This window comes from Micromonospora sp. NPDC005707 (assembly GCF_040631005.1).
Taxonomy (GTDB): Bacteria; Actinomycetota; Actinomycetes; order Mycobacteriales; family Micromonosporaceae; genus Micromonospora.
On sequence record NZ_JBEXYR010000001.1, the window covers coordinates 46,489 to 67,846 of the forward strand.

At 72.2% G+C, this 21,358-nt stretch carries 23 protein-coding genes and 1 pseudogene; 10 read left to right on the forward strand and 14 right to left on the reverse strand.

Annotation, left to right across the window (positions count from 1 at the left end):
• Positions 1-22: 22 nt before the first annotated feature.
• Complete coding sequence (locus ABZ452_RS00215; RefSeq protein WP_357937263.1) at positions 23-643, reverse strand: TetR/AcrR family transcriptional regulator; 621 nt, start codon at positions 641-643, stop codon at positions 23-25.
• A gap of 122 nt (positions 644-765) precedes the next feature.
• On the opposite strand from ABZ452_RS00215, the gene ABZ452_RS00220 reads away from it, so the two are divergent.
• Together ABZ452_RS00220 and ABZ452_RS00225 are read left to right on the forward strand one after the other, a co-directional pair.
• Positions 766-1,626 carry an SDR family oxidoreductase gene (locus tag ABZ452_RS00220; protein ID WP_357937265.1) on the forward strand — a complete coding sequence of 287 codons (861 nt, stop codon included), beginning with the start codon at positions 766-768 and terminating at the stop codon, positions 1,624-1,626.
• 99 nt (positions 1,627-1,725) lie between these two features.
• On the forward strand, positions 1,726-2,229 hold the full coding sequence (locus ABZ452_RS00225) for a hypothetical protein (RefSeq protein WP_357937267.1): 504 nt from the start codon (positions 1,726-1,728) through the stop codon (positions 2,227-2,229).
• Positions 2,230-2,255: 26 nt separating this feature from the next.
• Here ABZ452_RS00225 and ABZ452_RS00230 read toward each other — a convergent pair whose 3' ends face one another.
• The gene (locus ABZ452_RS00230; RefSeq protein ID WP_357937269.1) at positions 2,256-2,474 is read right to left on the reverse strand and encodes a flavin reductase; all 219 of its coding nucleotides are present in this window, start codon (positions 2,472-2,474) and stop codon (positions 2,256-2,258) included.
• 29 nt (positions 2,475-2,503) lie between these two features.
• Positions 2,504-2,770 (reverse strand): hypothetical protein, encoded by a 267-nt coding sequence (locus tag ABZ452_RS00235; RefSeq protein WP_357938145.1) that lies wholly within the window; start codon positions 2,768-2,770, stop codon positions 2,504-2,506.
• 307 nt (positions 2,771-3,077) lie between these two features.
• Between ABZ452_RS00235 and ABZ452_RS00240 the strand changes: the two genes are divergently transcribed.
• Both ABZ452_RS00240 and ABZ452_RS00245 read left to right on the forward strand, forming a co-directional pair.
• Positions 3,078-3,845, forward strand: a complete 768-nt coding sequence (locus ABZ452_RS00240) for a DUF5753 domain-containing protein (RefSeq protein ID WP_357938147.1) — start codon at positions 3,078-3,080, stop codon at positions 3,843-3,845.
• Positions 3,842-4,036, forward strand: coding sequence for a DUF397 domain-containing protein (locus tag ABZ452_RS00245; protein WP_357937271.1), 195 nt, complete (start codon positions 3,842-3,844; stop codon positions 4,034-4,036). The genes ABZ452_RS00240 and ABZ452_RS00245 overlap by 4 nt, the downstream gene beginning before the upstream one ends.
• Before the next feature lie 117 nt (positions 4,037-4,153).
• Here ABZ452_RS00245 and ABZ452_RS00250 read toward each other — a convergent pair whose 3' ends face one another.
• Positions 4,154-5,629, reverse strand: a complete 1,476-nt coding sequence (locus ABZ452_RS00250) for a tetratricopeptide repeat protein (RefSeq protein ID WP_357937273.1) — start codon at positions 5,627-5,629, stop codon at positions 4,154-4,156.
• Between the two features lie 249 nt (positions 5,630-5,878).
• Here ABZ452_RS00250 and ABZ452_RS00255 point away from each other — a divergent pair, with 249 nt between their 5' ends.
• The 4 genes from ABZ452_RS00255 (at position 5,879) to ABZ452_RS00270 (ending at position 8,929) form a co-directional block, all read left to right on the forward strand.
• Positions 5,879-6,622 (forward strand): class I SAM-dependent methyltransferase, encoded by a 744-nt coding sequence (locus ABZ452_RS00255; protein ID WP_357937274.1) that lies wholly within the window; start codon positions 5,879-5,881, stop codon positions 6,620-6,622.
• A gap of 42 nt (positions 6,623-6,664) precedes the next feature.
• The gene (locus ABZ452_RS00260) at positions 6,665-7,129 is read left to right on the forward strand and encodes a DIP1984 family protein (protein ID WP_357937276.1); all 465 of its coding nucleotides are present in this window, start codon (positions 6,665-6,667) and stop codon (positions 7,127-7,129) included.
• A 346-nt stretch (positions 7,130-7,475) separates the two neighbouring features.
• Positions 7,476-8,240, forward strand: coding sequence for a class I SAM-dependent methyltransferase (locus ABZ452_RS00265; protein WP_357938149.1), 765 nt, complete (start codon positions 7,476-7,478; stop codon positions 8,238-8,240).
• Positions 8,241-8,356: 116 nt separating this feature from the next.
• Positions 8,357-8,929 (forward strand): dihydrofolate reductase family protein, encoded by a 573-nt coding sequence (locus ABZ452_RS00270; RefSeq protein ID WP_357937278.1) that lies wholly within the window; start codon positions 8,357-8,359, stop codon positions 8,927-8,929.
• Between the two features lie 11 nt (positions 8,930-8,940).
• On the opposite strand, the gene ABZ452_RS00275 is transcribed toward ABZ452_RS00270, so the two are convergent.
• From ABZ452_RS00275 to pcaF, 8 genes and pseudogenes are all read right to left on the reverse strand, one after another.
• The gene (locus tag ABZ452_RS00275; RefSeq protein WP_357937280.1) at positions 8,941-9,390 is read right to left on the reverse strand and encodes a hypothetical protein; all 450 of its coding nucleotides are present in this window, start codon (positions 9,388-9,390) and stop codon (positions 8,941-8,943) included.
• A 137-nt stretch (positions 9,391-9,527) separates the two neighbouring features.
• A complete protein-coding gene (locus ABZ452_RS00280) occupies positions 9,528-10,004 on the reverse strand; it encodes a GNAT family protein (protein ID WP_357938151.1) in 477 nt (158 codons plus the stop codon).
• A 238-nt stretch (positions 10,005-10,242) separates the two neighbouring features.
• A pseudogene (locus tag ABZ452_RS00285) lies at positions 10,243-11,703 on the reverse strand (amino acid permease); the annotation flags it as partial.
• Positions 11,704-12,023: 320 nt separating this feature from the next.
• A complete protein-coding gene (locus tag ABZ452_RS00290; RefSeq protein WP_357937281.1) occupies positions 12,024-12,770 on the reverse strand; it encodes an MBL fold metallo-hydrolase in 747 nt (248 codons plus the stop codon).
• A gap of 47 nt (positions 12,771-12,817) precedes the next feature.
• Positions 12,818-13,318: a DUF456 domain-containing protein gene (locus ABZ452_RS00295; RefSeq protein WP_357937283.1), complete on the reverse strand. Its 501-nt coding sequence runs from the start codon at positions 13,316-13,318 to the stop codon at positions 12,818-12,820.
• On the reverse strand, positions 13,315-15,552 hold the full coding sequence (locus tag ABZ452_RS00300) for an EAL domain-containing protein (protein WP_357937285.1): 2,238 nt from the start codon (positions 15,550-15,552) through the stop codon (positions 13,315-13,317). Before ABZ452_RS00300 ends, ABZ452_RS00295 begins: the two co-directional genes overlap by 4 nt.
• Before the next feature lie 6 nt (positions 15,553-15,558).
• Positions 15,559-16,377, reverse strand: coding sequence for an SAM-dependent methyltransferase (locus ABZ452_RS00305; protein ID WP_357937287.1), 819 nt, complete (start codon positions 16,375-16,377; stop codon positions 15,559-15,561).
• 136 nt (positions 16,378-16,513) lie between these two features.
• Entirely contained in the window at positions 16,514-17,719 is a 1,206-nt protein-coding gene (pcaF, locus tag ABZ452_RS00310) for a 3-oxoadipyl-CoA thiolase (protein WP_357937289.1), read from the reverse strand.
• A 108-nt stretch (positions 17,720-17,827) separates the two neighbouring features.
• Between pcaF and ABZ452_RS00315 the strand changes: the two genes are divergently transcribed.
• On the forward strand, positions 17,828-18,793 hold the full coding sequence (locus tag ABZ452_RS00315) for a glutathione S-transferase C-terminal domain-containing protein (RefSeq protein WP_357937291.1): 966 nt from the start codon (positions 17,828-17,830) through the stop codon (positions 18,791-18,793).
• A complete protein-coding gene (locus ABZ452_RS00320) occupies positions 18,786-19,445 on the forward strand; it encodes a DUF998 domain-containing protein (RefSeq protein WP_357937293.1) in 660 nt (219 codons plus the stop codon). Before ABZ452_RS00315 ends, ABZ452_RS00320 begins: the two co-directional genes overlap by 8 nt.
• On the opposite strand, the gene ABZ452_RS00325 is transcribed toward ABZ452_RS00320, so the two are convergent.
• Positions 19,435-19,824, reverse strand: a complete 390-nt coding sequence (locus tag ABZ452_RS00325; protein WP_357937295.1) for a universal stress protein — start codon at positions 19,822-19,824, stop codon at positions 19,435-19,437. The genes ABZ452_RS00320 and ABZ452_RS00325 overlap by 11 nt on opposite strands.
• Entirely contained in the window at positions 19,821-21,350 is a 1,530-nt protein-coding gene (locus ABZ452_RS00330; protein WP_357937297.1) for a tripartite tricarboxylate transporter permease, read from the reverse strand. Before ABZ452_RS00330 ends, ABZ452_RS00325 begins: the two co-directional genes overlap by 4 nt.
• Between the last annotated feature and the right edge of the window lie 8 nt (positions 21,351-21,358).

Here is a 21,358-nt window from a genome sequence, read left to right on the forward strand (position 1 = left end):
CCTGCTCGACAGCGGTGCCGGCTCAACGGCCGGACGGGCGTGGGCGCAAGCCGTTGAGGGCGGTGGTGATGACACGGTCGGTGTACTCGGCGGTGAGTGGTCCACTGCGTTGCAGCCAACGGTTGAGCACCGGACCCCAGATCATCTCCACGGCCACGTCGAGGTCGAGGTCTTCGGCGAGTTGCCCGGCCCGCTGGGCGCTGACCAGCCGTTGCCGCTTGGCCTCCTTCATCGGTCCGTCCAGCCGTTGGCGGTAGGCGGCGGCCAGTTCGGGGTCGTTCGCGATCTCGGTGGCCAGCGCCCGCATCGGACGGTCGTACCGGGGATCGTTCAACTCCGCGACCGTGGCGTGCAGGACCGCGGTCAGGTCGGCTTCCAGGTCACCGGTGTCGGGCAACGCGACAGGTTCACCCTCGCTGCCCTCACTGCGCATGAGGAAGGCGTCGAAGATGACCGCGCCCTTCGACGGCCACCAGCGGTAGATGGTTTGTTTGCCGACGCCGGCGCGTGCGGCGATGCCCTCGATGCTGAGTTTGGCGTATCCGACTTCCTGGAGCAGCTCGAACGCGGCGGCGAGGATGGCCCGCCGCGAGGCCTCGTTCCGGCGGGCCACGCTGGGCGTTGCTCGGTGCGGTGTCGTCACGTGGGCCACCCTACCGGTTGAGACGGACCGTCTCGTCTTGTGTTGCGGGTACCAATGACGTACTGTCGCCTCAGCGGCGAGACGAACCGTCTCGTCTCAGTACGGGAGAGCGGAGATCCGCTATGCGCACCTCATCCGGCACCGCTACGCGTACCTGGTTCATCACGGGCGCGAGCCGTGGCCTGGGCCGTGCGTTCACCATCGCGGCACTCGAACGCGGCGACCGGGTGGTCGCCGCAGCTCGGAGCATCACGCGGAACGACTTCGATGACCGATACGGCGACCGGCTGCTCGCCCTGCGGCTCGACGTGACCGACCGGGCTGCGGTCTTCGCCGCCGCGGCCACCGCGGTCGAGCACTTCGGGCGGCTCGACATCGTCGTCAACAACGCCGGCGCCATGTCCATGGGCATGATCGAAGAGTTCACCGAAGCTGAGGCGCGTGCTCAGTTCGAGGTCAACCTCTTCGGGGCGCTCTGGGTCAGCCAGGCCGTGCTGCCGCACCTACGTGCCCGACGCGCCGGCCACATCGTGCAGATCTCCAGCATCGCCGCACTCGGCGGCTTCCCGAGCACCGGGATGTACAGCGCGAGCAAGTTCGCGCTGGAAGGCATGAGCGAGGCCCTGGCGATGGAGGCGGCAGCCTTCGGCGTCAAGGTCAGCATCATCCAGCCCGGCGGCTACTGGACGGACCTGTACACCAGCATGGCCACCACGACGCCGATGGAGGCCTACGGTCCACTGCGCGCGAAGCTGGAACGGCAGTGGGCGGACGGCTCGATCGACAGTCATCCCCGACTCGCCGCCGACTCGCTGCTGAAACTGGTCGACAGCGACGACCCGCCGCTGCGGCTCCTGCTCGGCAGCATGGTCTACGACCTGGCGTTCGACATCTCACGCCGTCGCATGGACACCTGGGCGGGCTGGGAACAGGTCAGCCGAGCGGCCGAGCATGCCGTCCCCGCCCCCAGCGGAACGCACTGACGACCTTCCGCGTGGCCGGCGGCCGACGCGGCGGGTGCCCGGCGGACACCGTGGCAAACGCGATCGACCGACCGCCGCCGGCCGTGCGTCAATACCGGGGTGGACGAGGCGCTGTGGGGCCGGCTGACCGGGGCCGACCAGGACCGGGTCGACCGGCACATCGCCCACGGCTGGCTGATCCCCGCGATCCGCGCCGTCTCCGACGCTGTGACTCCCCGGCCGCCGCTGCAGGACTGCCACGAACTGGTCCTGCACCGGCTGGCCGCGCTCCAGGAGGATCTGCGCCGGGACCCGCCACCGGGCGCCGACCTGCCGGCGCTGCTCGCCCGGGTGGCGGCGCTGCCGGCACCACCCGCGGCGATCGAGGCACGGTGGCGCGGCGAGCGACCCGCCTTGGACGTGCTGCTGGTCGCCGCCCTGCACGGTCCGCTGGGCGGCGTCCCGCTCACCCTGGTCCGGCACCGGGACAACCTGGCCGGCTTCACCGGCCGGGTCCCACCGTGGCCGGCTGCCGCCGCGGCGCGTCGCCTCGGCGCGGCGCTCGCCGACCACCTGGGCGTACCGTTCCGCTTCCCCAACTCGGACCGCCCCGACCGGGTCTAGCGGCGGGCGGCGCGCCGTGTGCCGGGTCAGCCGCGGGCCCGCGCCCAGGCGAGGAAGCGGTGGTGCAGGTCCGGGACTCGATCCGGGTTCAGCCTGGTCAACTGCTCCGTGGCCTCGGCCATCAGCGTGCCGAGATACACCAGCAGCGCCGTCCGGTCCCCCCGGTACTCGACGAGCAGCGACAGCCGGGCCGGCTGGCAGGGCCATTGCGCGCCGCAGCTCCGGCAACGCCAGAGCGGACGCATCGGGACGTGCGGGATGGTCCGGCGCCCCATCACCGCAGCCGGCGGGCCACGGCGCGGGCTTCCTCGCCGGTCAGCGGCAGGAACCACAGGAACCGCCGGACGATGTGCGGCGGCTCCGGCCCCTCCGGGCATCCACGCAGGTCCCGGATCGCGTCAGGGAGCAGGGACGACAGGACCGGAATGAGCGCCGCCGGTTCGAGCCGGATCGTGCGGAAGGCCGGGCAGGGCCAGGGCGCGCCGCAGCATTCGCAGTGCCAGGTCGGGCGGCGGGCGACGTGCGCGGTGACGCTGAGCATGCCGGTCACCAGTGGCTCCCGTTCGCCCGCCACTGCGGGGCCGGCGCCAACCGGCCGCGACGCCCGGGCCGGCTCCCGCAGTGTCGGCAGCTTGCCGGTGAAACACCGGAACCATCGGGTACGCACATCAGCCTCCTTGTGGTGGAGAGGGCCGCCCTCAATCCGTGGGGTGGCCCGGCAGGAGCCCGCCCAACTGTTCGACTGAGCCGAACGGACCCACGAGGACACCTTGCTCAGCGTGATGGGACCAGTACACGACGTTCATCTATTCTCAGAGGACGTTCAGGACATCCTTCTTGGGGACGGGATGAACCACACGCTTCAAGCGGCAATGGCCCAAGCTGGCGAGACAGCCGAGAGCCTGGCTGCTCAGACCGGTGTGGATCCGAAGACGGCAGCGCGGTGGATCTCGCCGGGACGAGTGCCACAACCTCGCCGACGTGCGCAGGTGGCCGCGCTCCTGGGCCGGGACGTTGGGGACCTATGGCCCGATGTCCTGAAGCGACGCGAGCCGCAGTGGCTACGGGAGTGGGTCGACTGGGAACGGGAGTCCGTCGCACTGCGCTGGTTCGAGCACATGTGGATACCTGGACTCCTCCAGACCGAGAAGTACGCCCGCGCGACGCTCGCGGGCGAGGCTCTGACGGCGAGCGAGGCCGACGATCTCGTCGCGTCGCGGTTGGGTCGGCAGGCCATCCTGCGCCGCGACCGCCCGCCGCTGCTCGTCGCCGTGGTCTTCGAAGGGGTGCTCTATCAGTCGGCCTATGGCGACCGCGACCTGATGCGCGAGCAGGTCGAGCACCTCGCCACGTGTGCGGCGCTGCCCTCGGTGCAGGTGCACGTGGTGCCGCGGGACGTCGGGATGTATCCGGGTCTCGGTGGAGGGTTCATCATCGCCGAACTGCCCACCGGGGAGCACGTCGCGCACGCCGACAGCCAAGCGCGAGCGCAGATCGTAAATGATGCTGCGGGCGTTGCTACGCTCAGTCGGAGGTGGGAGCGCATCAGGGGTGAGGCCCTGTCCCGCGCCCAATCCCTGGACCTGATCAGGAAAGCGGCAGGATCATGGACATGACCGGCGCGCGGTGGCGCAAGAGCACGAAGAGCGGAAACAACGGCGGCTCCTGTGTCGAGGTGGCCGACAACCTGCCGGGCGTCGTGCTGGTGCGCGACACCAAGGACCGGGACGGCGGCACCCTCCACATCAACCCCACGTCCTGGCGGTCCTTCGTCGACTCCGTGAAGCAGATCGACACCGCCGGCTGAGTCGCGACACCGCACCCGGAAGGCCCTGAGCGTGGGCGCTCAGGGCCTTCTTCTCGGCGGCGAGACGCCGTGGTCACCACGTGTCGACGGCCTGCTCCGGCTGCGGTGGTCGGGCGGTCAGCCGGCGTAGTGTGGCTCGCTGATCCGGCGGCGGAACTCGGCGTGAGCGGTCTGGAGGACGCCGTTCAGGCGCTCGATCTCGGACTCGGTCGGTTCTCGCCGCAGCCCCACCTCGATCTTGAAGTCGCCGTCCACGATCGCCACGTCGAGGCGATCGAGCAGGTCCGCGGGAAGCCTCGTCATGACGAACTCGCGGAACGCGTCGGCGATCGTGCCCGCCATGTCGCCGCACCCGCAGGTGCGGCCGTCGAGGACCGCACCGAGGTGGCTGCGGCCGATGATCGCGTCCGGGTGTACGGGATCCATGACGGCGAGGCCCTCCTCCAGGACCGTGCGGGCCTCCGACAGCCGTTCCTCGTGCTGGAGGAACAGGCCGAGGGCGACGCAGGCCCGCCCGACCGTGTCGTGGTCGGCGCCGCGGCGCGCCTGGTTCACCGCCTCGGTCAGCCGTTGCTCCGCCGGGCCCACCTGGCCGGCCTCCTTCAGCGCGAGACCCCAGTTGCGCAGCACCTGACTCCGCAGCTCCGGACGACCGATGCGTTCGGCCCTCGCGTCCGCCGAGGCGTACGTGCGCAGCCCCGCCGCGGCATCGCCGGCTTCGTCCTGAGCCATCGCCAGGCCGAGCGCTGCCGACAGCGCCTCCTCCTGCCGGCCCTGGCGGTCGTACGACGCGAGCACGCGCTCGATCGCCTCGATCCGCCCCGCCTGGTCACCGAGGTCACGACCGAGGTTCGCCAGCACGGACAGGGCGTTGAGCGTCGCCTGGTGGTCGACACCGAGCCGCTCCTCCAAGGCCGCGACCAGGGCGGTGAGCAGGGGCTTGGACGCCGGGTCCCGGCGGTTCAGCATCTGGGTGACGACCTGGCCGACCTGCTCGACGACCTCGTCGGGCAGCTGGTGCAGGCCGACGAAGAGCGGCTCGCGGGTGCCACCGGCGTGCACGATCGCTGCTCGCAACGCCAACGCGGAGGCCACCCGCTCGTGCCCGTTGCGCCACAGGTTGGCCACCGCCTCCTCGACGACCTCCCGGGCGCCCGCCAGGTCACCACGCTGTCGCAGCAGGTCGGCCAGCGGTTCGAGGCCGAACGCGTACCCGGCGTGCTCGCGACCGTAGAAGGCGAGCCGCTCCTGTACCCCCTGGCGTAGCTCCGTCTCGGCCTCGTCCAGTCGCCCGGCCAGGCGAAGCGCCAAGCCCAGATTGAGCCGGTAGGTCAACTGGTCCTTGCGGGACTCGTGATCGCGTGGCGGCACGGAGACGGCACGGCGGAAGCACTCGATCGCGCGGTCGAGCTGATCGGCGTTGAGGAGCACATTGCCAAGGTCGCACTGGGCCGAGGCCCATTCCGGACTGCCGGGACCGTGCCGGTCCGCAGTGGCCAGCACCTCGCGCGTCATGAGGTTCTCGGCGTCGCCCATCCGGCCCTCCCGCAACAGCGCGAAGGCCAGCTCGACCGGAGTGAGGGGTGTCGTCACGAGCCGCAGTCTAGGGTTCGCCCACTGACGTTCGCGGCCCCTGACGGTGCACCGAGCGGACCCTGACCGGCTGGACGTCGACCTGATCGTGACGGGTCCGGCCGACCGTGACTCCTACGAAGCCGAGAAGCGGCGCGCCGCCGCTCCCAGCCCCCGGTCCAGGTCCGCGGGCGCGACAGCCGTCCCGGGAACGGCCGTGGCACGACAACCAGAGTGCGCACGTCGGCCTGACTCGTGTTGACTCTGCCGGTGGATCGTCAACGGCTCAGCAGCATCGCGCACTCGCGGCACCCCATCGCGGCCCCGATCTTCGGTGTCAACGTCAACCGGCTCCTGCGCCGAGCGGGCCGCCAACCGACGGCTCGCATCCTCGACCTCGGCTGCGGAGAGGGATCCTGGGCGCTGCAGGCCCTCGCTCACTACCCCGACGGGCACGCGGACGGCGTGGACGTCAGCCCGTACGCCCTCGAACGCGCCGCCGGCGCCGCCGAGGCGCGCGGCCTCGCCGACCGGCTCACCCTGCACGAGCGCGACGCCCGGACGTACGTGCCGGACGGCGACTACGACCTGGTGCTGTGCGTCGGGTCGACACACGCGTTCGGCGGCTTCGGCGGGACGCTGGAGCTGGCCGGTCGGCATGTGAACGCCGACGGCATCCTCATGGTCGGTGAGGGGTTCTGGCAGGTCCCGCCGACTCCGGAGGCACTCGCGGCACTCGATGCGAAGCCGGAGGAGTTCACCGACCTCGCCGGCCTGGTCGACGCCGCCGAGCAGGCCGGCTGGACCCCGGTGTACGCCCATGTCAGCGACGCCGCCGAGTGGGACGACTACGAGTGGTCGTGGATCGGCTCGCTCACCGAGTGGGCGCTGGACAACCCCGGCCACCCGGACGCCGCCGAGGCGGTCACCGTCGCCCGGGAGCACCGCGACCAGTGGTTGCGCGGCTACCGCAACGTTCTGGGCTTCGTGACGCTGGTGCTCCGCCGTAGCTAATTGCGGTGCGGCGATGATCTTCACGTGGCCATACTGGTGACCATGAAGCTTGCTGAGGCTCTTGCGCTGCGCGCGGATGCGGCGCGTCGCGCCGAACAACTCCGTGCCCGCATCGCCGCCAGCGCCCGCTACCAGGAGGGCGAGGCGCCCGCTGAGGACGCCGCCGCTCTCCTGGTGGAGGCGGGCGAGGTGCTCGGTGAGCTGGAGATCCTGATCCGGCGGATCAATCGCACCAACGCCGCCACGGTGGTGGAGGGTGCGACCCTCACCGATGCGCTCGCACGCCGCGACGTGCTCCGCCTGCGGCACAACGTCGTCACTTCTGCCGCCGACGCCGCCGCCGGGGAAGGCCAGCGGGGATATCGGCAGTTGCGGTCGGAGCTGAAGATGGTCCCGGCGCTTCCGGTGGCGGAACTGCGCCGCCAGGCCGACGACCTCGGCCGGCAGATTCGCGAAGTCGACACGCTGATTCAGCGGACGAACTGGGAGGTCGACCTGCTGGACTGAGGTTGCGGAGCAGGTAGCCGACGTGGAGGCGTGCACGAACCCGAGAGCCGGCGGGCAATCCGGCTCCCTCCTGGCGCGCCGCGGGCAGGCGCAGGGGTTCGACTCCCCGGCACACAACGCACGCCCAGCACAGCACACAGGTGACGGCGCACAGGGCACGGCACACTACCGGGTGCAGATCCACGACGGTGAGGGTGGGACAGGGGCCTTCCGCAACCCGTATCACGGCTCATCGGCAGGCGTCCGCCACTCGTTGGTGGTCGCCGGGATCGAGGCGGCCTGCTCCGGCGCCCGATCTCTGCGAAAGAGTGAGCACAGCCGGCGCGGATGGTGTCAGGATCTCGGCATGTCTGGTCGGGCACTGAGCTTCGGGGCGGTGGCGGAGGCGTACGAACGATTCCGGCCGGGATATCCCGTGGAACTTTTCGACATGGTGATGACGTACGCGGGCCGGCCCGTCCGGACCGCCCTCGAGATCGGCGCCGGGACCGGGAAGGCCACCCGTCTGTTCGCGCGACGAGGGGTCACGGTGACCGCCACCGAGCCGGACCCGGCCATGCTCGCCGAGCTGCGCAGGCACCTGCCGGCCGGCGTCAGGACCGTGCGGGCCGCGTTCGAGGACCTGCAACCCGGTGAGAGCTACGAATTGGTCTATGCGGCGGCGGCGCTGCACTGGACGGACCCGCGGGATCGGTGGTCCCGCATGGCCGCGCTCGTGGAGCCGGGTGGCGTCTTCGCCTCGTTCGGGGGGCCGATCCAGCTTGCCGATCCGGCCGTGGAGGAAGCCGTTCGCGCGGCCCGCGCGCCGTTCCTGGAGAGCGACGAGGTGCCGTCTCCGGACGGGACGCCTGCGGGACACGCCATGCAGTGGCCGGGCACGGAGCTCCTACGGTCCGAGTGGTTCGGCGACGTCCAGCAGTCCGTGGTGGAGCGACGCGTGACGATGACCGCCCGGGACTACGTCGGCCATCTCTCGACCGTCTCGGCCTATCTCCTGCTACCGGTCCCGGAGCAGGAGGAGGTGTACCGCCGGATCCTTCAGGTCCTGCCCCAGACGGTCGAGATCGCCGCCGACCTCACCGTGCATCTCGCGCGGCGCCGCGCGGGATAGTGCCTGGGTGGACGACGGGAGGAGCCTCGCCGAACGTGCCGGGCACCGCTACCGCCCAGCCTCCACCGATGAGCTTTCCCGGTGCAGACCGTCCAACAACCATGACCTCGTTTCGTATGAGCGACACCGAATCGCAGACCGCAGCCGGAAAGGTCCTGTGGCACTTCACCATGTCCCTCGACGGCTTTGTGGCGGGACCGGACCACGGGATGGACTGGATGACCGGGATCTCGGCCCGGCCCGGCCTGGTCGGCGAGTACGTCGCGACCACGGGCGCCGTGCTGGGCGGCCGGGACGGCTGGGACGCCGCGCCTGGCAGCCGCCCCTACGGCGGCTCCTGGAAGGGCCCGGTCTTCATCCTCACCCACCACCCGGAGGACGCCGAGCCCGCCGAGGGGGTAACGTTCCTCGACTGTGACCCGGCCGACGCCGTGCGGATCGGGCTGGAGGCGGCCAACGGCAGGAACCTCGAGGTGTTCTCACCGACCATCGGCCGCCAGCTCCTCGCCTTGAACCTGATCGACGAGATCGACCTGCACATCGCGCCGGTCCTGCTCGGCGACGGCATCCGGCTGTATGACAACCCCGGCGGTGCGCCGATCCGTCTCCACCGCCTCGGCGGAGGCGATCCCACGTCGGTGGTGAACGTGCGATACCGGCCCGCGGCGAAGGCCCCGCCGGGTGATTGAAACGGCAGCGGTCAGGAGACCGCAGCCTTCACCAGCGCGACGACCTTCTTCTCCACCGCGGGGCTCCACTTCTGGAGCGCGTACGCCACCGGCCACAGATCCCCATCGTCGAGGTTGGCCGTGTCCTGGAAGCCCAGAGTCGAGTACCGGTAGTTGAACTTGCCCGAGTCCTGGAAGAAGACGACGATCTTGCCGTCGGCGTTCGCGTAGGCGGGCATCCCGTACCAGGTCTTCGGCGACAGCTCCGGGGCGGCAGCGGTGACCGTCGCGTGCACGCGCTCGGCGAGCGCGCGATCCTGCGGCGCCATCTGCGCGATCCGGTCGAGAAGCGCCTGAAGGTCGTCGGCCTTCTTGGCACCCTTCTTACCCTCGGCGCGCAGCTCGGCGGCGCGCTCCTTCATCGCGGCGCGCTCCTCGGCGCTGAAGCCGTCGGACACGGTCGTGGCGTTCTTCGCGGACATTCTCGGACTTCCGTTCCCTGGTCGAGACTCGGCCTCGGGCCGACGGTCAGGAAAAGGCTAGGCCCGGCGGCAGACCGGGCGCTTCTCGATTCCTGATCGGTTCGCCGGCCCGGGCGCGGGGTCCGGTAGGGCGCAGGTCACGTGCGCCACTCGCGTGCCAGGAGGCCGTACACCACGAGATCACGCCGTCCGTCGGGGAAGGCCGCCGCCTCCCGCAGCACGCCCTCCTGCGTGAACCCCAGTCGCTCGGCGACGCTCCGGCTGCGGGTGTTGTCGACGGTGGTGGGCAGCCCGATCCGCTCCAGGCCGAGCGGGCCGAACGCGTGGTCGAGCAGGGCCGTGACCGCCCGGGTGACCAGGCCGCGCCCCACGTGGCCGGCGTCGAGCCAGTAGCCCACCTCGCCCGACCGGGCCGGAGCGTCGATCACCAGTTGAGCCCAGCCGACCAGGCGCCAGCCCTCCTCGGCCGGCACCGCGATGGACAGCGGCAACAACGATCCCTCCTGCCACGCCCGGCCGGCCCGTTCCAGGTTCGCGCGCACCCCGGCCAGCGTCGGCGGCTCCTGGAACGCGTCCGGGAACCACTGGGCGAGGCGCTGGTAGTTGGCCTCCACCAGCGCCAGATGGGCCTCGGCGACCGCGGCCGTGCGCGGGATCAGGACGGCGTCGTCCCCCAGCGGCCAGGTGAACAACGCGGTGGTGACGGTGGACAAGTCTGCTCCCCGTTCGGTGGCGGCGACCCGCAACTCTTCCCGGACCGAGCCGCTCCTCGTCGGCCGGTGCGGCGTCCGCGGCGGGGCGCTGCACCGGCACGTCGACGGTACGGCGAGGGCCGGTGAACCACTTCCGGGCCGAGGCGTACCACCAGAGCGCCACGCCGAGCAGCACCCCGCCGATGGCGAGCGGGGCGTAGTTCACGGCCGTCCAGGTGAAGTCCGCGTTGCCGGGCACGCCGGCCGGCACGATCGGCAGCACGAAGTAGACGGAGATGACCGCGATCTCGATCACCGCGATCCAGCCGAGCAGCTTGTACCTCCGGCCCAGCGTCCACGGGCCGGGGACGAACCGGTCCCCCATCCGCAGCCGCAGGAAGATCGGGATGAGGAAGGACAGGTACAACCCGATCACCGCGACCGAGACCACCGCGTAGAAGGCGACCGGCACGCCGGCCTTCTGGTAGAGCGCGGGCAGGGTGAGCACCAGACCGGCCAGGGTGGCCGCGATGATCGCGTTGACCGGGGTGCCGTTGCGGTTCACCCGCGACCAGAGCCGCCAGCCCGGCACCGCGCGGTCCCGGCTGAACGCGTACGCCATCCGCGACATCGAGGTCACGCAGCTCATCCCGCAGAAGAACTGGCCGATGGTGGAGATGATGATGACGGCCTTGAAGAAGAACGGGGTGAGCGCCGACTCGAAGATGGCCCCGGAGAAGCCGCCCGCGGAGTTGATCGCGTCCACGTCGGTGGCCGCGAAGAGGAAGGCGAGCAGCAGGATCCAGCCGCCGACCGCGGAGTAGAAAATCGACCGCCAGAGGCCCTGGGCGGCGGCCTTCGAGGCCCCCCGCGTCTCCTCGGAGACGTGCGCGCAGGCGTCGAAGCCGGTGATCGTGTACTGGGTGAGCAGGAAGCCCAGCGGCAGCACGTAGAACCAGAAGGTGAGCCCGCCGGTGTCGCCGTCGCCGAAGCCGGAGTTGTTGAACCGCTCGGTGAAGACGAACTTGAAGCTCTGGTGGTCGTCGGGGACCAGCAGCAGGATGAGCACCACCGCGGCGGCTCCGGCCACGTGCCACCAGACCGAGACGTTCTGGAGGACGTCGATGATGTGGTGCCCGTAGATGTTGATCAGCCCGTGCAGGGCGAGGATCACCACGAACAGCCCGAAGGTCTGGTGCGCCGTGCCGGCCCAACCGTCGAAGAGCGCCGAGAAGGTGAGGTTGAGGAAGGTGGCGCAGCCGTAGTCGACCGAGGCGGTCACCGCCACCAGGCCGATCAGGTTGAGCCAGCCGGTGAACCAGCCGTGCACCGGCCGGCCCATGGTGGCGGCCCACCAGTAGATCCCGCCGGCGGTCGGGTAGGCCGAGACCAGCTCGGCCATGCAGAAGCCGATGATCAGGATGAACATCGAGATCAGCGGCCAGCCCCAGGAGATGGCGACCGGGCCGCCGTTGTTCCACGCCTGGCCGAAGGTGGTGAAACAGCCGGCCAGGATCGAGATGATCGAGAACGAGATGGCGAAGTTGGAGAAGCCGCTCCACTTGCGGTGCAGCTCCTGTTTGTAGCCGAGCTCGGCGAGCCGTCGGGCGTCGTCGTCCATCGGTTGCTCGGCGGTCGGCGCGGGCGTCGTGGCCACTGCACACCTCCTCGAGGTGGTTCCCCGGTGCGAGTGGGCAAAGTGTGATCCCGCCGATCAAGGCGGTCAATACGGCAGCCGTGGGAATCTCACAGCCGGCACGGCTAATTGCGTTGCCGCCCGGGACCGTTCCGGGGCATCCTTGAGCCCGTGACCAGGCCCGATCGCGACGGGCCACCGCCGGGCGCTCGGCAACGCCCGGCCCGCGGCGGCGCGCGGCGTCCACCTCTCTCTCACTGAAGTACGGCGGTTCGCCGTACCCCCGGACGCCCGCGCCGCCGCTCCTACCTCCCGAGAGTGCGCACCAGGCCCGGCGCGGCGACGTCGACCGGCCCGGCGTACCCGCGCCGCGCGGCCGCGACCGCCTCCGCCGGGTCGGTCCCGGGCCACAGGTGGGTGAGCAGGACCCGCCGCGCCCCGGCGGCGTCGGCGTACCGGCCCACCTCGGCGGCGCTGGACAGGTTGCCGAGGTGCCGGTCCGGGATCCCCACCGGATACGTCGCCTCGGCGATCAGCAGGTCGGCGTCCCGGGCCAGCTCGACCAGGTCCGGGCTGGGTCCGGTGTCCCCCGTGTAGGCAAGTACGGCGTCCGGACCGGTGAACCGGGCGCCGATGTTCGGGACCCAGTGCGGCAGCGACCAGGTGTCCACCCGGAACGGCCCGAGGTCGAACGCTTCTCCCGGCGCGAGGGCGGACAACCGGTACGCCCCGTCGACCAGGCCCGGCTCGTCGATGCCCAGCAGGCGGTCCAGGGCACCGGCGGGCGCGTACACGGGCAGCGGCGGGCCGGCCCGGTCGGCGAGCACCCGGGCCCGCAGCAGCGGTTGGAGGTCGGCGCAGTGGTCCGGGTGGCCGTGACTGACGTACACCGCGTCCACCCGCGCCGCCGGGACGCGCGCCAGCAGCGGTTGCAGGGTCGCGTACCCGGGGTCGATCAGCAGCCGGAAGCCCGCGTGTTCAACCAGGAAGCCGGAGCAGGACTGCTCGGCGGTGGGCCAGGCGCCGAGCCCACCGAGGACGGTGATCCGCACGGGTGCGACCCTAACCGCCGGTATCGGCGAACGGTGCCCCGATCCGGTCAGGCGAACAGCAGCCCGGCCACCCAGAGCACGGCGATGACCAGCCCGGCCAGGAACTCGACAAGCATGGACAGCCCGGCCGCCTTGAGCGCCTGCACGGTGGCCGGCCAGGCGAGCTGGTTGCTGCCCAGCCGCAGCCGTTCCGCGCCCCAGATCCCGCCGACGAAGCCGATCGGCAGGCCGACCACCGGGATGACGAAGAAACCGACCAGGCCGAGCAGCCCGCCGGCCAGCAGCGACGAGGTCGGCACGCCGGTCCGTTTCAGGTTCCGCCCCGGCCAGAGGTACTTGACGACACCGCCGCCGACGGCGACCACGGTGGCGGCGGCCAGCACCGCCCAGCGGCCCGGCCCGGCGTCGCCGAAGAGCGCCCACACCAGCACCCCGCCCCAGCACAGCGGCAACGCCGGAAGGCCGGGGACCACCACCCCGGCCAGCCCGGCAAGGATGGCCAGCGCGGCCACCACCGACACCACCGCCTGCGAATCGCCCAGGCTCACCGCGTCTCCTCCCCCGCCGCACGGACCTGCGCCTGCCCCGCGCGCTGCTCGGTAAGGCGCGACGTGGACCCGTGGGGTCCCTCCTTACCCTCCAGCCGGCGGCGGATGCCGGCCGCGGGCATCGGGGGACCGAACCAGCGCCCCTGCCCGGTGTCGCAGCGCAGCGACCGCAGCCGCTCGGCCTGCTCCTCGGTCTCCACCGCCTCGGCGGTCACCCACAGCTCCAGGGCGTGGGCCAGCCGGACCAGCGCGTCCACGATCCGCTCGTCGCGGTGGTCGGCGACCACGTCCGCGCCGTCGCCCCGGATCCCCTCGACGAACGGGCCGGCGAGCTTCAGGCAGTGGATCGGCAGCCGCCGCAGGTACGCCAGGTTCGAGTAGCCGGTGCCGAAGTCGTCGATGGCCAGCCGGATCCCGAGGTCGGCGAGCTGGTGCAGGGCGCGCAGCGGCTCACCGGCGGTGCCCATCACGGCGCTCTCGGTCAGCTCCAGTTGCAGCAGCTCGGCGGGGAGCCCGGCGTGCTGCAGCGCCTCGGCGACGGTCTCCACGATGCCCGGGTCGTCGGCCTGCCGGGCCGCCAGGTTGACGTTGACCATGAGCCGCGCCTCCGGGTACGCCCGCCGCCAGCCCTCGGCGTCGCGGCACGCCTGCCGGAGCACCCAGGCGCCGAGCCGGACGATCAGGCCGGTCTCCTCGGCCAGCCCGATGAACCGGTCCGGCCCGATCAGCCCCAGCTCCGGATGCTGCCAGCGGACCAGCGCCTCCACCGCCACCATGGCGCCGTCGACCAGCGAGACGATCGGCTGGTAGTGCAGCACGAACTCGCCCCGGTCCAGCGCGGCGGGCAGGTTGGCGGCCAGCGCCGACCGGGCGATGTCGGCGGCGCTGCGCTCCGGGTCGTAGACGGCCCAGCGGCCGCGCCCCTCCGCCTTGGCCCAGTAGAGCGTGGTGTCGGCGGCCTTCATCAGCTCGGAGACGCTGGTCTCGGCGGCCGGGCACTCCACGATGCCGATGCTCGCCGACACGGCCAGCTGCTGGTCGCCGACGTGCACCGGGGCGGAGACGGCGGCCAGCGCCAGCTCGGCCACCTCGACGGCGTCGTCGAGGCCGCCGTCGGAGTCGACAAGGATGACGAACTCGTCGCCGCCCATCCGGGCGACCAGGTGGCCGCGGCCCGACACGCAGTCGGCCAGCCGGCGGCCGATCACCTTGAGCAGCCGGTCGCCCAGGTCGTGGCCGAGGCTGTCGTTGATCGCCTTGAAGCCGTCCAGGTCGATGAAGCAGAGCCCGACCCGCTGCTCCGCCTCGGCGGTGTCGAAGACCTGGCCGAGTGTCTCGAAGAAGAGCGTCCGGTTGGGCAGGCCGGTGAGCGGGTCGTGCAGCGCCTGGAAGCGCAGCCGCTGCTGGAGCTGGTAGCGCTCGGTGATGTCCTCGATCATCGCGACGGTGAACCGGGGGCGGCCGTCGTCGTGGCGGATCAGCGAGACGGCGAGGTCGGTCCAGACGACGCTGCGGTCCTTGCGGTAGTAGCGCTTCTCCACCCGGGCGCTGTCCCGCTTGCCCTCGACCAGCTCCTGGTACAGCTCCCACATGCCGGCGGCGTCGTCGGGGTGGAACAGCCCGTCGACGGTCAGCTCCCGCAGCTCGTCGACCGTGTAGCCGAGCATGTCCGCGAAGGACTGGTTGACCTCGATGATCCGCCCGTCCACGCCGGCGATGCCGATGCCGATCGCGGCACCGGTGAAGACCGCCCGGAATCGCGCCTCGCTGTCCCGCAGCGCCTGCTCCACCGCGTCCCGGGCCTGCCAGGCCGAGCGGGCGATGCGCTCCTGCTGGCTGAACACCCGGTCGCGCAGCGCCCGGCCGAAGCCGGCCGCGAACGCGCCCTGCATGGCGGCGATCCGCTCCCGCACCTCCGGCAGCTCCACGCGGGCGGGCAGCACCCACGACAGGAAGCGGTCGCCGAGCGCCCGCACCGACCAGTCGAGCACCCCGGGCTCGGTGAGGTGCGCCTCGACCAGGGCCCGCCCGACGTCCTCCGCCGGCTGGGCGGAGAACGTCGGGGCGAGCAGCGCCCGGCCGAGCCGGACGGTGTGCACGAGCAGCAGCCGCTCGGTCTCGGCTGCGCTCAGCGGCACGAACCCGATGCGCCGCACCGCCCGGGCCCACTCGGCGGCGTACGCCGCGGCGCCCGGTCGGCTGAAGTCGCCCCCGTCGGGGTCCGGGGCGCGCATGTCGGCTCAGCCGGCTGTGCGGTCGTGCCGGGCGACGCCGCCGAACGCCCCGAACCGCTCGGGGTGCTCGTCCACGTCGGACGGCGAGTCGGGCCGCCAGAGCGGCATGTGCACGACGCCCGGGTCGAGCAGGGTCCAGTCGCCGAAGAAGCCGGTGATCTCGGCCCGGGAGCGCAGTGTGATCTCGGTGGCGGTGCGCGCAGACAGCCGCTGCGCGTCGAGCATCTCCTGCGGCTGGTCCTCGAAGGTGGAGTGGGAGATGACCAGGAAGCTGCCGGGGGCCGCGGCGGCCCGCAGGGTCGCCAGGATGTCGCCCGGCCGGTCCTCGTCGGGGATGAAGTGGACCACCCCGGCGAGCAGGATGCCGACGGGGCGGTCGAAGTCGATGAGCCCGCTGGCGCGGGCCTGGTCGAGGATCAGCTTCGGCTCGCGCAGGTCGGCCAGGATCGCGGTGGCCCGGTCGTTGCCGGCGAGCAGCTCCCGGCTGTGCGCCACGGCGACCGGGTCGATGTCGACGTAGACGATCCGGGCCTGCGGGTCGGCCGCCTGGGCCACCTCGTGCACGTTGCCGACCGTGGGAATCCCCGAACCGATGTCGAGGAACTGGTCGATGCCGGCGTCGAGCAGCACCCGGACAGCCCGGCGCAGGAACTCCCGCCCGGAGCGCATGGTGGCCGCCAGGTTCGGCGTCATGGCGGCGATCTGCTCGGCGAGCTGCCGGTCGATCTCGAAGTTGTGCGCGCCGCCGAGGAAGTAGTCGTAGACCCGGGCCGCGCTGGGCCGACTCAGGTCGATCTCGGCGGGAAGTCCGTCCGGCGTCTGCATCGCTCGGTCCCCCAGGTCGTCGCCGCGCGGGCAGCCCGGCGACCGGGCCGACCCGCGGCATGGTGTGGTCCACACCACTCTAGGCGGGCACGCCCAGGAACGGGAGATCCACTCTCGACCGTGGGCCCGCCCGCCGTCAGCCGGCGGACTCCAGCAGCAGCGAGATGCCCTGCCCGACGCCGATGCACATGGTGGCCAGGGCCCGCCGGCCGCCCCGGCGGCGCAGCTCCAGCGCGGCGGTGAGGGCCAGCCGGGCGCCGCTGGCACCGAGCGGGTGGCCCAGGGCGATCGCCCCGCCGTTCGGGTTGACGTGCTCGGCGTCCTCGGGCAGCCCCAGCTCGCGCAGCACCGCCACCGACTGGGCGGCGAACGCCTCGTTCAGCTCGATCACGTCGAGGTCGGCCAGGCCGAGGCCCTGCCGGTCGAGCAGCTTGCGGGTGGCCGGGACCGGCCCGATGCCCATGATCCGCGGCGGCACGCCGGCCGCCGCGGCCCCGCTCACCCGGGCCAGCGGGGTGAGGCCGTAGCGCTCGACGGCCGCCGCGGAGGCGACCAGCAGGGCCACCGCGCCGTCGTTGACGCCGGAGGAGTTGCCGGCGGTCACCGTGCCGCCCTCGCGGAACGGGGTGGGCAGCGCGGCCAGCTTCTCCAGCGAGGTCTCCCGGGGGTGCTCGTCGACCTCGACCAGCTTGGTCTCCCGCTTGCCGGCCGGCACGGTCACCGGCACGATCTCCTCGGCCAGCCGCCCGTCGGCCTGCGCCTTGGCGGCCCGCTGCTGGGAACGGAACGCGAACTCGTCCTGCGCGGCCCGCTCGACGCCGAAGTCCGCGGCGACGTTCTCCGCCGTCTCCGGCATCGAGTCGATGCCCCACTGCTTCTTCATGAGCGGATTCACCAGCCGCCAGCCGATGGTGGTGTCGTAGACCTCGGCGGTGCGGGCGAACGGGGTGGCCGCCTTCGGCATCACGAAGGGCGCCCGGCTCATGCTCTCCACGCCGCCGGCGACCATGAGGTCGGCCTCCCCGGCCACGACGGCGCGGGCGGCGGTGGCGAGGGCGTCCAGCCCGGAGCCGCAGAGCCGGTTGACCGTGCTGCCCGGCACCTCCTCCGGCAGCCCGCCGAGCAGCGCCGCCATCCGGGCCACGTTGCGGTTGTCCTCGCCGGCCTGGTTGGCGCAGCCCAGGATCACGTCGTCGGTGCGGGCCCAGTCCACCGAGGGGTGGCGGGCGACCAGCTCGCGGATCACGTGCGCGGCCAGGTCGTCGGGACGGACCCCGGCGAGGGCGCCGGCGTACCGGCCGATCGGGGTGCGGACACCGGCCACGAGGTATGCGACGGTCATCGGCGCTCAGTCCTTCGGGGGTGGACGGGGGTGGTGGCGGGTCGCCCACCGGATCACGGGGACGCCCGGCGCCAGGATATCCACGGCCGGAACGGATAGGTTGGCCGCATGGCCCGGGCCCAGTTCAGCGCAGAGAACGCCGGCGGCGGCGCGTTCGTCCGCCAGCCCAACCGGTTCACCGGTCGGGTCACCCCGCACTCCACCTCCCCGGAGGGCGGCGGGCCCGACGACCAGGGCCGCTGGCCGCTGGAGGCGGGCCGCTACCGGCTCATCTGGTGCCGGGCCTGCCCGTGGGCGCACCGGGCCCGGATCGTGCGCGGCCTGCTCGGGCTGGACGAGGTGATCTCGCTGGGCACCGTCGACCCGATCCGGGACGAGCGGGGCTGGCGGTTCAGCCTCGACCAGGACGGCTTCGACCCGGTGCTCGGCATCGGGTACCTCAGCGACGCGTACCTGGCCACCGACCCCGACTACACCGGCCGGGTGACCGTGCCGGCGCTGGTCGACACGCTGACCGGCCGGGTGGTCACCAACGACTACCCGCAGCTCACCCTCGACTTCTCCACGGAGTGGCGGCGGTTCCACAAGCCGGACGCGCCGGACCTCTACCCGGTCGAGCTGCGGCCGGAGCTGGACGCGCTGATGGCGGAGATCCACCGGGACGTCAACAACGGCGTCTACCGGTGCGGCTTCGCCACCTCCCAGGAGGCCTACGACGAGGCGTACACGGCGCTGTTCGCCCGGCTGGACGCGCTGTCGGAGCGGCTGGCCGGGCGTCGCTACCTCATGGGCGAGCAGATCACCGAGGCCGACGTGCGGCTGTTCACGACGCTGGTCCGCTTCGACGTGGCGTACCACGGGCACTTCAAGTGCAACCGGCAGAAGCTCACCGAGATGCCGGTGCTCTGGGCGTACGCCCGGGACCTGTTCCAGACCCCGGGCTTCGGCGAGACGGTCGACTTCGACCACATCAAGCGGCACTACTACGCCACCCACGAGATGATCAATCCGACCCGCATCGTGCCGCTCGGTCCGGATCTGTCCGGCTGGACCACGCCGCACGGGCGTGGCTGACCCCGGCGTCCTCCGGGCCGCCGCCGCGTCCGCCGCCGCCGGCTGCGTCGTGGCCGGGGTGGTCGCCGTGACGGTCGCCGTGGTCGCCGGTCCCGGCCCGGGCCTGACCGGGTACGTCAGCGAGGCCGGCGTCACCGACAGCGGGTACGCCGGGGCGTACCGGATCGGGGTCTTCGCCCTGGCGGCGGCCCTGCTGCTGCTCGCCGCGGCGCTGCCCCCGGCGCTGCGGGCGGCGGCCGGCCTGCTCGTGGCCGGCGCGGCCGGCACGGCGCTGTCCGGGGCGGTGACCTGCTCCACCGGCTGCCCGCTGCCGCCGTTCGAGGCCGCCACGGTGGCCGATCTGGTGCACGGCGGCGCGAGCATCGCGGCCACCGCCGCGGTGGTCTTCGCCATGCTGGCGCTGCTGCTCTCCCCCGCGGCGGGCCGGTCGCTGCGCCGGGTGGCCGGGATCGGCGCGGCCCTGGCACTGCCGCTGTCCGCCGCGATCGGGCTGGCCATGCTGACCGTCGGGCGCGGCGGCCTGGTCGGCGTGCTGGAACGGCTCCTGCTGACGGTGGCCGCCGCCTGGGGCCTGGCCACCGCCGCCGTGCTCGGGCCGGGCCGGCGGCAGCCGCCGTCAGCCGCCGGGCCGGCCCCGACGGTCAGGGCTTGACGGCGAGCACGGGCCGGTCGGCGTCGAGCAGGATGCGCTGCGCGGCACTGCCCATGATCAGCTTGCCGACCGGTGAGCGGCGGCGCAGGCCGATCACGATCACCGAGGCGTCGACCGACTCGGCGACGCGCACGACCTCGTCGGCGAGGTCCCCGGCGTGCGGGTGCTGGCGGACCTCGACGGCGACGCCGTCCGCCGCGCCCCGCTCGACCATGGCGCGGACCGCGTCCGCGGCGGCCATCTCCGCGCTGACCGGCGCGCCCTCCCGCGGCGTGTTGAGGACCACCAGCCGCTCCCGGCGGCGTGCGGCCTCCGCGAGGCCCGCGGTGAGGGCCGCGTCCCCTTCGGGCGTGGGGACGTACGCGACGAGAACCGTCACACGAGCTCCTTGGTGTCGTGGGGTACGGGGTCGGGACGGGACGTGGACCGTCGGCGGGCGAGGGCGGCCCGGACCGGCGGGAGCAGGGCGACGAGCAGGAACAGGGCGAGCAGGGTGCCCGAGATCGGCCGGGTGAGGAAGCCGGTCGCGTCCCCGTCGAAGATCAGCAGTGAGCGGCGGAGCGAGTCCTCCAGCAGCGAGCCCAGCACGAAGGCCAGCACCAGCGGGCCCGGGTCGAAGCCGAACTTCTTCATCAGGTACCCGAGGGCGCCGAAGACGATCACCAGCCCGATGTCGAAGACGTCGTTGTTGACCGTGTAGACGCCGACCAGTGTGATCAGGACCGTGATGGGCGCGAGGATCGTGGCCCGTACCCGCAGGATCTTCACGAACAGGCCGACCAGCGGGATGCTCATGATCAGCAACAGGATGTTGCCGATGTACATCGAGTTGACCACGCCCCAGAACAGCTCGGGCTCCTGGCTGACCAGCTGGGGGCCGGGGCTGACCCCCTGGATCAGCAGCGCACCGAAGATGACCGCCATGGTCGCGTTGGCGGGGATGCCGAGGGTGAGCAGCGGGATGAAGGAGGACGTCGCGGCCGCGTTGTTCGCCGTCTCCGGGGCGGCGACGCCCTCGACGGCGCCTCTGCCGAACCGCTCCGGGTTCCTGGACCGGCGCTTCTCGAGCGCGTAGGCGGCCAGCGAGGCCAGCGTCGCACCGCCGCCGGGCAGGATGCCCAGGACGAAGCCCAGGACGGAACCGCGTCCGATGGCCCCCGACGACTCGCGGAGGTCCGCGCGCGACGGCCACACGTTGGCGACCTTCGTCGGCGCGTGCACCGCCCGGTGGCGCTCCTCCAGGTTGTAGAGAATCTCGCCGAGGCCGAAGAGACCCATCGCGATCGGCACGAAGTCCAGGCCATCGGCCAGTGACAGGCTCTCGAAGGTGAACCGCTCGGCGCCCGTGAAGCTGTCCCGACCGACCGTGGCCAGCAGCAGGCCGACGCAGGCGGCGATCACGGCCTTGAGCCGTCCGCCGCTGCTCACGGTGGCCACCAGCAGGATGCCGAGCAGGGCCAGGGCCGTGTACTCGGGCGGGCCGAAGTCCAGCGCGAACCCGGCCACCACGGGCGCGACCAGCGTCAACGCGATGATCGAGACGGTGCCGCCGATGAAGGAACCGACCGCGGCGACGCCGAGGGCGGTACCGGCCCGACCCTGCCGGGCCAGCGCGTGGCCGTCGAAGACGGTCACCACCGAGGACGCCTCGCCGGGCAGCCGGAGGAGCACCGAGGTGATGGTGCCGCCGTACTGGGCGCCGTAGAAGATGCCCGCGAGCATGATGATCGCGGTCACCGGCTCGATGCCGAAGGTGACCGGCAGCAGGATCGCGATGGTGGCCGCGGGACCGAGGCCGGGCAGGACGCCGACCAGCATGCCGATGACGACGCCGATCAGGCAGTACAGCAGGTTCGTCGGTTCGAGTACGACGCCGAAGCCGTCGAGCACGGGCGCGAAGTCCACGGGCCCTC

What these genes read in the sequence shown, in the direction of transcription:
- ABZ452_RS00270 (WP_357937278.1), top strand. Translation starts at nt 8,357, where the DNA reads ATGAGCGACACCGAATCGCAGACCGCAGCCGGAAAGGTCCTGTGGCAC.
- ABZ452_RS00300 (WP_357937285.1), bottom strand. Translation starts at nt 15,552, where the DNA reads ATGCGCGCCCCGGACCCCGACGGGGGCGACTTCAGCCGACCGGGCGCC.
- ABZ452_RS00220 (WP_357937265.1), top strand. Translation starts at nt 766, where the DNA reads ATGCGCACCTCATCCGGCACCGCTACGCGTACCTGGTTCATCACGGGC.
- ABZ452_RS00245 (WP_357937271.1), top strand. Translation starts at nt 3,842, where the DNA reads ATGACCGGCGCGCGGTGGCGCAAGAGCACGAAGAGCGGAAACAACGGC.
- ABZ452_RS00230 (WP_357937269.1), bottom strand. Translation starts at nt 2,474, where the DNA reads ATGCGTCCGCTCTGGCGTTGCCGGAGCTGCGGCGCGCAATGGCCCTGC.
- ABZ452_RS00260 (WP_357937276.1), top strand. Translation starts at nt 6,665, where the DNA reads ATGAAGCTTGCTGAGGCTCTTGCGCTGCGCGCGGATGCGGCGCGTCGC.
- ABZ452_RS00240 (WP_357938147.1), top strand. Translation starts at nt 3,078, where the DNA reads ATGAACCACACGCTTCAAGCGGCAATGGCCCAAGCTGGCGAGACAGCC.
- ABZ452_RS00275 (WP_357937280.1), bottom strand. Translation starts at nt 9,390, where the DNA reads ATGTCCGCGAAGAACGCCACGACCGTGTCCGACGGCTTCAGCGCCGAG.
- ABZ452_RS00315 (WP_357937291.1), top strand. Translation starts at nt 17,828, where the DNA reads ATGGCCCGGGCCCAGTTCAGCGCAGAGAACGCCGGCGGCGGCGCGTTC.
- ABZ452_RS00265 (WP_357938149.1), top strand. Translation starts at nt 7,476, where the DNA reads ATGTCTGGTCGGGCACTGAGCTTCGGGGCGGTGGCGGAGGCGTACGAA.
- ABZ452_RS00235 (WP_357938145.1), bottom strand. Translation starts at nt 2,770, where the DNA reads ATGCTCAGCGTCACCGCGCACGTCGCCCGCCGCCCGACCTGGCACTGC.
- pcaF (WP_357937289.1), bottom strand. Translation starts at nt 17,719, where the DNA reads ATGACCGTCGCATACCTCGTGGCCGGTGTCCGCACCCCGATCGGCCGG.
- ABZ452_RS00305 (WP_357937287.1), bottom strand. Translation starts at nt 16,377, where the DNA reads ATGCAGACGCCGGACGGACTTCCCGCCGAGATCGACCTGAGTCGGCCC.